14 protein-coding genes are annotated in these 12,022 nt (G+C 39.9%); 4 read left to right on the top strand and 10 right to left on the bottom strand.

The window, feature by feature from the left end; genetic code table 11:
• Positions 1 to 488: 488 nt before the first annotated feature.
• Complete coding sequence (locus HF078_RS04785) at positions 489 to 1,256, bottom strand: TipAS antibiotic-recognition domain-containing protein (protein WP_169290087.1); 768 nt, start codon at positions 1,254 to 1,256, stop codon at positions 489 to 491.
• Positions 1,257 to 1,518: 262 nt separating this feature from the next.
• Between HF078_RS04785 and HF078_RS04780 the strand changes: the two genes are divergently transcribed.
• Positions 1,519 to 3,081, top strand: a complete 1,563-nt coding sequence (locus tag HF078_RS04780) for a glycoside hydrolase family 10-like protein (protein WP_169290085.1) — start codon at positions 1,519 to 1,521, stop codon at positions 3,079 to 3,081.
• A gap of 56 nt (positions 3,082 to 3,137) precedes the next feature.
• On the opposite strand, the gene HF078_RS04775 is transcribed toward HF078_RS04780, so the two are convergent.
• Together HF078_RS04775 and HF078_RS04770 are read right to left on the bottom strand one after the other, a co-directional pair.
• Positions 3,138 to 3,452 (bottom strand): YbjQ family protein, encoded by a 315-nt coding sequence (locus tag HF078_RS04775; RefSeq protein WP_169290083.1) that lies wholly within the window; start codon positions 3,450 to 3,452, stop codon positions 3,138 to 3,140.
• Positions 3,433 to 3,639 (bottom strand): hypothetical protein, encoded by a 207-nt coding sequence (locus HF078_RS04770; RefSeq protein ID WP_169290081.1) that lies wholly within the window; start codon positions 3,637 to 3,639, stop codon positions 3,433 to 3,435. Before HF078_RS04770 ends, HF078_RS04775 begins: the two co-directional genes overlap by 20 nt.
• 151 nt (positions 3,640 to 3,790) lie before the next feature.
• Between HF078_RS04770 and HF078_RS04765 the strand changes: the two genes are divergently transcribed.
• Positions 3,791 to 4,456 carry a spore coat protein gene (locus HF078_RS04765; protein ID WP_169290079.1) on the top strand — a complete coding sequence of 222 codons (666 nt, stop codon included), beginning with the start codon at positions 3,791 to 3,793 and terminating at the stop codon, positions 4,454 to 4,456.
• A 58-nt stretch (positions 4,457 to 4,514) separates the two neighbouring features.
• On the opposite strand, the gene HF078_RS04760 is transcribed toward HF078_RS04765, so the two are convergent.
• From HF078_RS04760 to HF078_RS04730, 7 genes are all read right to left on the bottom strand, one after another.
• A complete protein-coding gene (locus tag HF078_RS04760) occupies positions 4,515 to 5,018 on the bottom strand; it encodes a peroxiredoxin family protein (protein WP_169290077.1) in 504 nt (167 codons plus the stop codon).
• A gap of 14 nt (positions 5,019 to 5,032) precedes the next feature.
• Entirely contained in the window at positions 5,033 to 5,704 is a 672-nt protein-coding gene (locus HF078_RS04755; protein WP_169290076.1) for a haloacid dehalogenase type II, read from the bottom strand.
• A gap of 114 nt (positions 5,705 to 5,818) precedes the next feature.
• A complete protein-coding gene (locus HF078_RS04750; protein WP_169290075.1) occupies positions 5,819 to 6,649 on the bottom strand; it encodes a DUF2935 domain-containing protein in 831 nt (276 codons plus the stop codon).
• Between the two features lie 95 nt (positions 6,650 to 6,744).
• The gene (locus tag HF078_RS04745) at positions 6,745 to 7,917 is read right to left on the bottom strand and encodes a Ger(x)C family spore germination protein (RefSeq protein WP_169290073.1); all 1,173 of its coding nucleotides are present in this window, start codon (positions 7,915 to 7,917) and stop codon (positions 6,745 to 6,747) included.
• Positions 7,914 to 9,377 (bottom strand): spore germination protein, encoded by a 1,464-nt coding sequence (locus HF078_RS04740; RefSeq protein ID WP_169290071.1) that lies wholly within the window; start codon positions 9,375 to 9,377, stop codon positions 7,914 to 7,916. Before HF078_RS04740 ends, HF078_RS04745 begins: the two co-directional genes overlap by 4 nt.
• A complete protein-coding gene (locus tag HF078_RS04735; protein WP_169290070.1) occupies positions 9,374 to 10,456 on the bottom strand; it encodes an endospore germination permease in 1,083 nt (360 codons plus the stop codon). The genes HF078_RS04740 and HF078_RS04735 overlap by 4 nt, the downstream gene beginning before the upstream one ends.
• A 115-nt stretch (positions 10,457 to 10,571) precedes the next feature.
• Complete coding sequence (locus HF078_RS04730) at positions 10,572 to 11,357, bottom strand: YdeI/OmpD-associated family protein (RefSeq protein ID WP_346775310.1); 786 nt, start codon at positions 11,355 to 11,357, stop codon at positions 10,572 to 10,574.
• Positions 11,358 to 11,464: 107 nt separating this feature from the next.
• Between HF078_RS04730 and HF078_RS04725 the strand changes: the two genes are divergently transcribed.
• On the top strand, positions 11,465 to 11,824 hold the full coding sequence (locus HF078_RS04725; RefSeq protein WP_169290068.1) for a cupredoxin domain-containing protein: 360 nt from the start codon (positions 11,465 to 11,467) through the stop codon (positions 11,822 to 11,824).
• Between the two features lie 15 nt (positions 11,825 to 11,839).
• The gene (locus tag HF078_RS04720) at positions 11,840 to 12,007 is read left to right on the top strand and encodes a cytochrome c oxidase subunit 2A (protein WP_169290067.1); all 168 of its coding nucleotides are present in this window, start codon (positions 11,840 to 11,842) and stop codon (positions 12,005 to 12,007) included.
• Positions 12,008 to 12,022 lie beyond the last annotated feature (15 nt).

Genomic DNA, 12,022 nt, shown 5'->3' with positions numbered 1-12,022 from the left:
ATAAAAAACCCTCCACCAAAAATTGGCAGAGGTTTTATTTGTAAAGTTATTTAACCTATACCTGAGTGGCAAAGGTCTCGCAAACAACATCTAAAAATGTTGCCAGTTAAGCCGGTGACTTATTCCATCACGTATTGACGACATAACTGTCAGCTACTCCCCTTTGGAGTATTATAAGCTCTTTGAAGCAGAGCGATAGCTTAAACTCATAAACTATCAAGAGAAATTCTATTATAGTTTCACTGTAAAGTCAATATTTGTAGATTAATAGAAAAATCCCTACTCCATTGAATGGGGTAGGGACTGGTGACAAATCATTTATTTCATTGGTTATAACTTTAACGGTTGGTCTCCGTTACAGGAGCTTCGCTTTCCGCGGGCAGTCCGGGAGTCTGCGCTCCTTTCACTCCAATTAACCTGGTAACTGTTATACACATACACTTGGTTGACACATCCCAACTTTTTAAAAAGGAGTTAGGAAGTTTGCATTACTGCTTTGACATTCCTGTGTAGATATAGATGGCATCTCGCAGAAACTCAGCAGTACCGGGTTGTTCTTTATCATAAAAAGCTGTAAATCGCTCATCATCCACATAGATCTGTGCAAGGCCGGCATGTGCTTCCTTGGAGTAGGAATCCCAGTAAAATCCTAACCACTGACGGTGCAAGTCAGCTGCTTTTTGTGCTAGGTCTCCGGCAGGGTCTCCGGTTTGAAATGCCTCATTTAGAACTTGGAGTACTTCTTCGCCTAGCTTTTCTCCTTGTTCGTACTGATACTTCGACATGCCTTTCAACTTGTCATTTGATTGATCAATCGTTTCATTGCCGTATTTCTCTCTGATTTCTCTTCCATACTTCGCTTCGTTTTTATCTATCATGTTCTGCTTGAATGCATCAAACTTTTCTTTATCACTCATCGTAATACTCCCTTCTTTTGCAGCCAGTGTCCGGTCTACACTTTTAATGAGGCCCTCAAGCCGCTTTTGCTTTGTCAGAAGTTTTTCACGGTGTTCTTTTAGTGCTTCCACTTCATTAAAAGTTGGAGCATTGATGATTTTTTGGATGCTTTCAAGGTCCAATTCGAGCTCCCTATAAAAGAGGATTTGCTGAAGCTTATCCACTTCCGCCTGCCCGTAAATACGATACCCCGATGCACTGATTCTCGCCGGCTTAAGAATCCCAATTTCATCATAATAGCGCAGCGTCCTGCCTGTTACTCCAGCCATTTTTGCTAATTTCTGTACGGAGTATTCCACCTCTGATCACCTCCTGACAAATTCAGTGTACACCTTGACGTAGCGTAAAGGTAAATAGGTTTTTCAAAAAAATAAGTCTAATGTACCAATAAACAGTTTAGAATATTCTGCATTTTAATACTTTGGCCTTATATCCCATATTTGTCATTACTTTTATAATGGAGACAGAAATAATATTTCAATTTTTCTGTTAAATATTGAAATATTATTTCAACTATTGTAAGCGTTTACTAAATAAAAATGAGAAAGCGAGGGGCTACAAATGAAATTTGGACAAGCATGTAAGTACATAATGATTACGGTATTATTATTTTCTTTCACTCTCCCTCTTTTTACAGGGAAAGGGAGTGCAGAAATGACTCAGCAACCCAAGCATGAGATGAGAGCAGCCTGGATTGCCACCGTGCAAAACATCGATGTGAAAGCAGGCATGAGCGAAGCAGATTATACCGCATGGGTACAACAGACACTTGATTTTCTAAAAGGTAAAAACTTTAACACCATCATTTATCAGGTGAAACCGACCGCAGATGCTTTTTATCCTTCCGACATTGATCCTTGGTCCAAATATGTGACTGGAGGGGCACAAGGAACAGACCCTGGTTATGACCCGCTTCAAATCATGATTGATGAATCTCATGCGCGCGGCATGGAAGTGCATGCATGGGTGAACCCCTATCGTGTGACCATGCCTTTTGAAACATTAGAGAGCCTCTCAGAGGACAATGTCGCAAAAGAACATCCTGAGTGGGTTGTTAAATATGGATATCAATATTACTTGAATCCAGGAATTCAGGGAGTGCAGGATTACCTGCTTTCTACTGTCGAGGAACTTGTAACAAATTATGACATCGAAGCGGTTCATATGGATGATTACTTCTATCCATATCGCAGAGCTGGAGAGGAATTCCCGGATCAAGCGCAATTTGAAGCAGACCCGCGCGGATTTTATAATATTGAGGACTGGAGACGCGACAACGTAAACAACCTAGTGTCTGCCATCAACTTCACTATCAAAGAAACAAAGAGCTGGGTACAGTTTGGTATTTCCCCGTTTGGCGTTTGGAGAAATATTGACAAAGACCCGACAGGAAGCAAGACGCAAGCTGGACAAACAAACTATGATGATCTTTACGCCGATACAAGACAATGGATCAAGGACGGCAGCATCGACTATATTACACCACAAATTTACTGGTCCCGAGGCCTTGCAGTAGCAAACTACTCTATTTTACTTGACTGGTGGAGCAACGAAGTCGAAGAATATGCCAATAATCATCCGGTGAACTTGTATATTGGAACAGCGGACTACAAGGTAGGAGCCAACTTTGACCAGAACTGGAATAACCCATACGAGCTTCCTGAACAGATCCTAGACAATCGCCAAGATGTAAATGCATTGGGACAAATGCACTTCTCCCTTAGACAAATCATCAAAAATAACCTTGGCTATGCAGATATCCTTACGAATGAAATCTATACGGAACCTGCACTTGTTCCTGCAACACCTTGGAACGGAGAACAGCTTCCTAAAAAACCAAACACAGTGAAAGCAGACAAAACAGATGGCAGCATCACTCTTATCATTGATGATAAAAAGCATTCGGATGCAAGAAAGTATGTCATCTATCGCTTTGACGGGCTTCAGGAAGGAGATTACAAAAATCCTGCCAATATCGTGGATGTTGTGTATGCAACAGAAGGTGTTACCACTTATGTGGACAGCACCATCGAGGAAGACAAGCGCTACACATATGGCGTGACCTCCATTTCCAATACTGGTTTGGAAAGTAAGGATGCAAAAATTGTGAAAGTGGAAAAATAAACATACCGGAAGAAAGCGCTTGAAGCTACAAAGCTAGCCAAACGCTTTCTTTTTTTCTACTCTACTGTTACTGCCGTCCCATAGGCAATTATCTCAGACGCATTCGCCATTACGCTCGAGGTCTCCAAACGAACACAAATAATCGCGTTCGCTCCTTTGCTTTTCGCATCCTCGACCATCCGCCCAATAGCTTTTTGACGAGCCTCCTGCATCATTTCTGAGTATTCCTTAATCTCCCCACCGACAATGGTTTTTAATCCAGCCAATAGATCCTTCCCAATATGCTTGGACTGCACCGTGCTCCCTTTGACAAATCCCTTCAGATCCACAATCTTTTTCCCAGGCACCGACTCAGTAGTCACTATAATCATTTTTGTCATCCTCCTCTTTTTCCCTGGCCCGCTCCACAATCAGCACAATGAAGAGTGCGATGATTGCAAGCACGTAGAATATGTAAAACAAAACCCCTAACCAAATATTAACGACAAGCAAAGCCAACCCGACCACTTGTCCCAATATTGATACTAGTAAAAGCACCTTCTTCAGAGTTTCAATCATCTTATATCCCTCCACCAATAACTATTCACCACCCAAGATGAAACTCCTGTCCACTATGGAAAGTATATATTCTCCCAATCCTTTTCATACATGATTAGGCCAATTTTGCTCATTATAAAAAAGAATGCCACTTTAAGGAGAGATGAAAACGATGCAAAACCAAAACCAACCTAACCAGCAAGGGCAAAATATGAATCAAAATCAAATGCCTCCCAACATGAATATGAATATGCCAGGTTCACAAACGGCAAGCACAAACCATGGTGGACACGAGCTTTATGATGCTCATGAAGTGATTGCTACGATTATCAATATGTTGGATCAATACCAAATGTATGAGCAGCATATCCAGGATCCAGTGTTAAAAGATATCCTGACACGGCAAACAGCCTTTGTAACCCAAATGTACAATACGATAGTGGAAAGCTTCCGCACAGGTCAAAAGCCATCCGTTTCCACTCAAGTCTATAAAATGACCCAAACACATGATGTGGTGTACGGAATCCAACCGACACAGCCGAAAAAACCGAACCAGTCAGTGAGCGACCTTGCAGACAACGGCCTTTCCGCTTATATGCTTGGACATACAAAAGGGCTTGCAACGCTTCTTGCCATGACGGCACTTGAAATGACCAATCCGGTATTGCGCCGTGTTGTTGCAGACAGCGTGCCAAACTTCATTGAAATGAGCTATGAGATATTCTTGTACCAAAATAAACATCAATACTACCAAGTGCCACAGCTAGCTATGCAGGATATGAATACAATGCTACAAAGCTATGTGACAGTTCCAAATCAAGGACAAATGCCACACTGACAAAAAAAACCGACTCTTAGCAATGTTATGCTAGAGTCGGTTTTTCTATTAGACATGTCTATTTAAGATTCTTCCCAATGGATTTCACAATTTTTCTAAGCTCAGATACAGATGGTCTGCCAAATGGGCTTGTCTGCCTTTGTTGATAGAGTAGTTTTCCCTTTTCATCTACAAGGAAGTAAGCTGGTTCCCCATGAACACCATGGTCTTCATACGGAGCATCTTCTCCATGATAATAGACACCATATGCCTCTAAAGCTTCAAGTTTTGGGTCTGAGAGAACAGGCATAGTCAAATCATATTCCGATACCATTTCCTTTAGTTTTTCCACTTCTTCTGTAGAAATGGCCAGGACATGTACCTTTTTATCCTCAAAATATCCTTTGCTTTCCTCTAACTCCTTCAATTCATTTTGACAGACAGGACACCATGATCCTCGGAAAAATACAATCAAATGCCATGCCTCATGCTCCTTTTGGTGAGCATCAAACGAGAAAGTCTCCCCTGTTGTTTGAATAAGTTTGAATTCTGGTGCTTTGTCTTTTAATTTAAGATATCCCATATTCGTTTCCTCCTTTAATTCCGATCTAAAATGCCATCTAGTGAATCAACTGTGTAATCTGGGGCTAATCCCAATTCTTCTTGCGGCAAATGATTTCGGTTAATCCAAGCAGTATGAAAACCAAAGTTTTTAGCACCGCTAATATCCCACCCATTTGAAGACATGAAAAGGACTTCTTCCCTTTTCACACCTAACACTTTCAGCACACTTGTATAGGAAGCAGGTGTAGGTTTATACTGCTTGATGTCATCCACACTGATGATGTGATCGAAATAGTTCCTTAATCCTGCTTGTTCCACCAAAGGCTCCAGCATGTCACGAGATCCGTTGGAGAAGACCGCTAGAACCTTCCCTTTCTCTTTAAGAGTGCTTAAAACTTGCTGCACTTCCTCATAGGCACGCAGACAAATATATTGTTCTAAGAGAGAATCCACTTCTTTTTTAGAATAAGAAATGGACAGTTGATTTAGAGCATATTTCAGAGAATGCTCCGTTACGTCGGAGAACTTTTCATAATTCCCCATTAATTGACGAAGGAACGAGTACTCCAATTGTTTTCTCCTCCATATTTCACTGATTTCCGTCCCTCTCCCGTCAAACAATTCATCCGCTTTTTCTTTTACAGAATGAACATCAAATAAGGTTCCATACACATCAAATACGTAAGTTGTAATAGTAGAGGACAATTCTGACACATCCTTTAACATGTTCTCTTTTTAAATTTCCCCTCTTATGGGGAATGTAAACTATTTTATCTACTCAAAAAACACACCACCGAGTAGTGTGTTTTTTCGAGAGGGTTATGTTTCATTCCTAACCGTAGGCTTTGTCAGCTTACACGCCGGATAACTGATAGAGGGTGCATAATAAGACAGCTTTCTCATGAAGTAACATGATTCCGGAAAATGATGTTCGAGGAATCGAAGGGTGCTTTGGTTAATGAGTTCGTCGTTTAGATAAAGTTCCAGTACTTCAGCTACCAAATTATTAAACTTCACTACCTCCACCGACACTTCCTTCGCGAATCGCATCTGGGCGGGGAAGCCAGGTTCTGCAAAATGGAGATAGCCTTCCATCATGTCGTTTTTCACAATGAACTGCGAGAACTTTCCTCTCACTTGATTGGCCCTCTCAACCAATGCGAATTCTATCCCGTCTAACATCCTCAATAACAGGGAAGCGTGCCCTAACTGATCATCTAGCCACATGCTTAACAGTTCAACTAGCGTCAATGCAGGATAGTCTTCCCCCTGGACGTAGCTTTCTAAAATCCTCAAGTACTCCCTATTTTCCAAAAGCGTGCCGTTCAAATAGGTTGGGGTCAAATTCAAATTGACTTTATTGAAAAGTCTAAGGTTTAATAGATTTCCCTCAAACAAGTAATACTTGTAAGCTACCTCATTTGCCATTTCGGAAAGCCTGATCATTGGTTTCGAGTCCACAGGCGCATCTCGCGGAATCTTCTTCAGCTCCCGCTCCACTTTTCCAAAAGTCTCAATAAATGTTTCCGCCTGCTTGACCCATTTCTTTTCTTCTGGTGATAGATAATCTCTTATAAAATAGGCATGGTCCTTTAAGATGCCAAGCCAGAATTCATGCTCTTCCCACGGAGTTATCGGTTCATAGCTCATTCTGTCCCCTCCTCTTTATACAACTTATTTAATAGGAGAGGTTTTCATGATAAGGAAAAGCGCAGTTTACATGAACAAATCTGCGCTTTTTGTAATCAATCTATTTCATCCATATTAATGGTACGGTTTTTGAGCGCTCCAGAATGAATGACCTTAACATTTAAATCGATTTCCTCCAACAAATTCTCTGATAATATAAAATCCCCATCTTCTAAAATCGACTTCCACATTTCATTCTTTTTCCTGTACAGGATATGCTCCAAGCGAAAAAAATCCGTATCATTCTGTATACCTAGTTGGTATAAGTCCTTAATTTCCTTATGTATCTCTTCCCTTAAATTTGATTCCATTTCATTCAAATTTACAATTTTATTTGCATCTCTATTTGCTATGACTCCCTCAAGAGATACCTCTACATCGTAGCGAGGCGAGCTTACACCTTCAAGTGGTTTTATATCCACTTTATTTTTTTCAAAAACAATATTAAAGTCTGGCTCTCCCGTATTGTCCACCACTTGTATTCCAGCTCTTTCCATTTCCGGGGCAACCCAACGAAGTCCTTTAAGTACCTCAAGCGCAAAAAACCCTTTATATTCTTTATTTTTCAAGAAAAAAGCACCATCTATTTCGAGTTTCGAATCAGGTTTCATATTATGAACCCAATGATCCTCGTTAATATGGATAGATGGAAGGTAGGTGGTGAGGGATGGTTCATATAATTCCCTTACAAATTCTTGAAGTTGTATTGGACGGATAGTAGAATTTTGTTCATAAGTACCAATAGGACGGTGCATAATGGTTGCTAACGCTGATTGATTGAAGAAGCTTGTCGTAGAAAAGACCTCCTTGATGGGGGCCTTTGTTCCAAAAATCCACGTGGTTAAACGAAGCTCATAATACCTTGTCAGCACATCAAAAATATGATGGAATCCTTCTTCCAATGCATTTTCACTGACTAGAATCGTATTTACGTGTGCCCAAAGCAGCCGTTCTTGTGAAGTATTATATGCTTGTGAGAGGGCTTCATCGAATGTTTTCCCTTTAGTTTCTGAGACCCATACAGAAGGTTCCCCGCTGCTGCCGTTAGTTCCTTGAGAATTAAAACTGATTAACTGAATATATCCTATATATTCATCATCCTTGAAATCTACTCCTATTGCGGTAACATAGTTCAAGTTCTGAACCTCTTTGATATCTGTGCAGCTTGTTAGAAATAAAAGAGGGATTATCATTAATCCCTTCATCATCATTTTAAGATTCCCTCTCATTCTTCTCCCCCTTTCCGTTGTACCATTGGTGCTTTAAACTGACGGTTTTTAAAAGGGTTAACAAGCAAGGCTGATAAAATATCCTTAAAATTTAATGTGGAGACCGGTTCTAAATACCCCACCTTAAATGACTCCAGTCGTGCCAAGTAAAATAAGATACTAAATAAACCTAAAAACACTCCATAGATACCCAAAAACACTCCCAACAACATTATATAAATTCGTAACACACTTACGGTCCCTGTCAATGATTGGTTCACCAGTGTGAAAGTTGCTACCGCCGTCAAAGCAACCACCACAATCATAGTGGCAGATGCCAAGCCCGCTCTTATTGCAGCGTCCCCAATAATCAATCCCCCAACTATCGCAACTGTCTGTCCCACTGCTTTTGGCATCCTGATTCCGGCCTCTCTTAGCAGTTCAAACAACCCAAGTATAAAGAACGCTTCCAACCCTAATGGTATCGGCAGCCCTTCTCTGGACATGGATACGGTATTTAAGAGTTGAAAAGGAAGCTGATCCACGTTTACAGAAGATATGGCAATCCAAAAACCTGGTAGCATAACCGCTATAAGAAATCCAATAATTCGAAATATCCTTTGAAAGGCCACAGTATGATACGGATAATGAATATCTTCGGGTGATTTTAATAAAACAAAAACATTATTAGGTCCAATCAATATCATCGGTGAACCGTCTACAATGACAATAAATCTTCCCCGCAATATACACTCCACCGCAAAGTCAGGGCGTCCGATATAATCAAATAATGGGAATAATGATAAGGTCCGGTTTGACAACCATTGCTCCAATTGTCCACTGCTAACCAAGCTTTCTGTTTCCATTTGTTCAAGCCTACTTCTTACCTCACTTAGCATCTCCCTATTTACTCTATCATCCAGATACATTAGAGAAACTGCTGTCTTACTTAGCGTTCCAATTTCAAAGTTTTCATTAAATAAATAAGGTGATTTCAACCTTTTACGAATCAGGGCTGTATTGATGTTCAGTTCTTCAGTAAATCCGTCTTTGGGCCCTTTGATGGAAACCTCAGTATTGGATTCGGAAGGCTCCCTTTTTGGTACATCAGTAAGTTCAAAAGCCAGAAAGTAATTCCTGTGTGGTTGAAATACGATGAAATATCCAGAGAAAACTTTCTCAACTAGCCCACTAATGGAACTCACTTTTTCCATCGGTGGTAATTCGCTATCAACAAAAGCTTCTTTAAGAATTTGAACATACTCAACGATAGCGTGAAAATACTTGTTTACTTGGCTGATATCCACCATTCCCATGCAATAAAAAATGGAAAGTTCCCTGTTTTTCTCTTCCATCGGAATAAAGTGGACATCCGCATAATTCTGAAAGTAAGCTTCCAATTCATCATTTAGAAGGTTGTTTTCTTTCAAGAGGGTATCTAATGTTTCCAGTCTTAGACATGGTGATGATGAATTTTTCATATAGTACCCGTCCCTTTCACCTTTTGCGGAATAAAGCTTACTACAAGCAAGCCTATGGTAAGAATCACTCCAATCAGCAGTAACCCAGGATAAAAATAATTACCAATGGCATTTTGCATCCAAAGATCGCTAATTGGCAAAATACCTACAATGAGTAAACACGAGGAAGATGTCCAGAATATAATAGACTTCATTTTATTGGATGTAAACGCGATATCCTTAAGGAAATACAAACATAAAGCAACCCTGATCAGCGAACCTGAAATTAATTGAAAAACTGCAAAAAAATCTAAATGGGAAACATGCTCCCCAAGCTCTACTAATCGCCACTGTTCTAATGCCGGAAAGCGCAAAACCGCTGCAATATTTGGTCCAAACGAAGCAATAGCCCCAAGTAAAGGCCCTAAAATAAGTCCAATTAATATCGTAACCAATAGCAGAAGCTGCCAAAGCACAAACGGCTTCTTCAAATAATGTTGTAAAAGCAGGATCAACAGAATATCCACACTGCCTCCAAGAACGACTGTAATACCACTAATGATTGGAGAGCTGCCATTCACAAGGATTGGAAACATATAAGAGTAATCCTTATTAGAGATGGTAGTAAATGCGACAAAATAGCCAAGAATCCATACTATTGGCAATAAAAATGTAGCACTGTACACAATAGTCTTTAAATTTGAACTAGCTCCCCATACACATAATAGAAGGAAAGGAAGTACGACGATCCATTGTGGTGTGAGAGGAAGAAAATATATCTTAATGGATGTAATAAAATCATAAAATGATATAAAAGCAATGATGGAAATATGAAAAAAATAGATGAACATGACACTGGCGGAAACAACTCTTCCCGCGCGTTTAGCAATCCAGGTAGAGAGCTTCATATTTTGTTTGTTTCGAGACATGATGAAATAAAGAACCATCCCCCAAATCAGCAAGATACCATACCCTGCTAACACACAAACCCAAGCATCGCGTTTAGCGACAGATAATAGATGAGGCAACATTAGAACATGATTAGAAATCCCGATAAACAGAATGATGACAAATGATAGTTGCAGACGGGAAAAAGTCATGTTGTTTCCTCTCTTTCAACGAATGATAGTATTTAGTAGTATGAGTGGAAACACCTCAATTATTCAAATTTAATAGTAAAAAAACCGTATTCTACATGTAGAATACGGCCTCCTATTACTTCTTATTTCTCCTATACAGATCCATCGATTTATGACCTTCGTCAATAATTGCTACCATCTCATGCAGTCTTTTCTCCTGTGTTTCTGCCCTTTTGGCACTGTAGACATAGCGCGCCCAATCTTTTTGATAGCCATATGTTAGTTGGTTATATTTCTCCAGGACCGCCTCATTATTTTTTAGGAAGCTCTTAATGTCATCAATGTGGGTGATATAGTCATCCACACATTGGCTTTTGGCACTTGTTTTCTTTTTTGCTTTCTTCGGTGTCGATTTCAACCCCACAACTGTAAAGACCTCGTTCAGGCTGACCATTCTTGAAAATTTAAGATTGCTGTTTGGCAAATACTTTTCCTCATCCAGATTTAATTCTGCATAAAAGCTATCCCGCTCAATGTATTTCGGATAGACGGAATTCCCCTTTTTTGGATAAGCGACATACATATAGCCGTTATCTGACAGCAGTTGTTTTTCATTTATAACATCGGCGTACTTGTTGAAATCATCCATGGAGAACATGAACAAGAAGATCAAATCATACTTGTCCTTCTTTATAGAAGTATCATAGTCCAGTCCTTCAAATTCCCTAGTATTTTCAGGCAACTGCAAAAATAAACGGTTCTTATATTTTTGCAGATTCAATTTATCAATAATGGTTTTTTCCGCATTCATCCCTCTTCCATCCTCCTCTGGTTCATTACATTTCTTTCCTACTATTATAACAAAATCGTGCAAGGTCAAACCGTCTTTTCCACTTTGCTCACTTGTTAACAAATTGTTCAACTTTTTCTTCCAAATGTGTGACTTTTATCACACTTTTAAATCTTCCCACCTTTTACAATGAAAGTGCATAGATCATTTATATAAAAATGGAAAAGGAAGTGGCGAGTATGTTTTCTTTTAAAAAATTTTTGGCGTGCTGCTTTGCACTTGTCTTACTTTTAGGGGTTATGTCTGGTTGTGGTTCTGATGAGGTTTCAGTGGAGGATGCGGAGGCGGAAGTAACAATTAAGAGTTCAAATTGGGAATTCGATCAAGCTACCTATACTGCACCGGCCGGCAAACCTGTTGCTATCCACCATGAAAACGTGGAAGGTCACCACGGAATTACTATTAAAGGAACAGACGTAAAGATACAAGGAGATGGCAGTGTGGTCGCGAACCTTGAGCCTGGTGAATACGAAATCATTTGTGACATCATGTGTGGAACAGGGCATACCGAGATGGTTTCCAAACTGGTTGTGGAATAGAAAGGGGTGTCAGGGATGGCAAATGTACAATATGAACGTCCTGAAAAAACTACCGACAATAAGCTTCCTTTGAAAGAAGAGGAAGCTTCATTAAAAGGAACATTGATTGCCGTATTTATGTTAGGGGCATTTATCGTCATTTCGTGGATCAGCGTCTTCAGCTTATTTATTTCACGAAATTAGTCAGTTCAAAAAAGG

Origin of the sequence: Bacillus sp. RO2 (genome assembly GCF_012911845.1) — a bacterium.
Lineage (GTDB): Bacteria > Bacillota > Bacilli > Bacillales > Bacillaceae_I > Sutcliffiella_A.
Note: the sequence above shows the minus strand (reverse complement) of the source record. Positions and strands in the feature narration are given on the sequence as shown.

Excerpts from the sequence above, each read along its gene's own strand:
- HF078_RS04780 (WP_169290085.1), top strand. The coding sequence starts at position 1,519 with ATGAAATTTGGACAAGCATGTAAGTACATAATGATTACGGTATTATTA.
- HF078_RS04775 (WP_169290083.1), bottom strand. The coding sequence starts at position 3,452 with ATGATTATAGTGACTACTGAGTCGGTGCCTGGGAAAAAGATTGTGGAT.
- HF078_RS04770 (WP_169290081.1), bottom strand. The coding sequence starts at position 3,639 with ATGATTGAAACTCTGAAGAAGGTGCTTTTACTAGTATCAATATTGGGA.
- HF078_RS04765 (WP_169290079.1), top strand. The coding sequence starts at position 3,791 with ATGCAAAACCAAAACCAACCTAACCAGCAAGGGCAAAATATGAATCAA.
- HF078_RS04760 (WP_169290077.1), bottom strand. The coding sequence starts at position 5,018 with ATGGGATATCTTAAATTAAAAGACAAAGCACCAGAATTCAAACTTATT.
- HF078_RS04750 (WP_169290075.1), bottom strand. The coding sequence starts at position 6,649 with ATGAGCTATGAACCGATAACTCCGTGGGAAGAGCATGAATTCTGGCTT.
- HF078_RS04745 (WP_169290073.1), bottom strand. The coding sequence starts at position 7,917 with ATGAGAGGGAATCTTAAAATGATGATGAAGGGATTAATGATAATCCCT.
- HF078_RS04740 (WP_169290071.1), bottom strand. The coding sequence starts at position 9,377 with ATGAAAAATTCATCATCACCATGTCTAAGACTGGAAACATTAGATACC.
- HF078_RS04735 (WP_169290070.1), bottom strand. The coding sequence starts at position 10,456 with ATGACTTTTTCCCGTCTGCAACTATCATTTGTCATCATTCTGTTTATC.
- HF078_RS04725 (WP_169290068.1), top strand. The coding sequence starts at position 11,465 with ATGTTTTCTTTTAAAAAATTTTTGGCGTGCTGCTTTGCACTTGTCTTA.
- HF078_RS04720 (WP_169290067.1), top strand. The coding sequence starts at position 11,840 with ATGGCAAATGTACAATATGAACGTCCTGAAAAAACTACCGACAATAAG.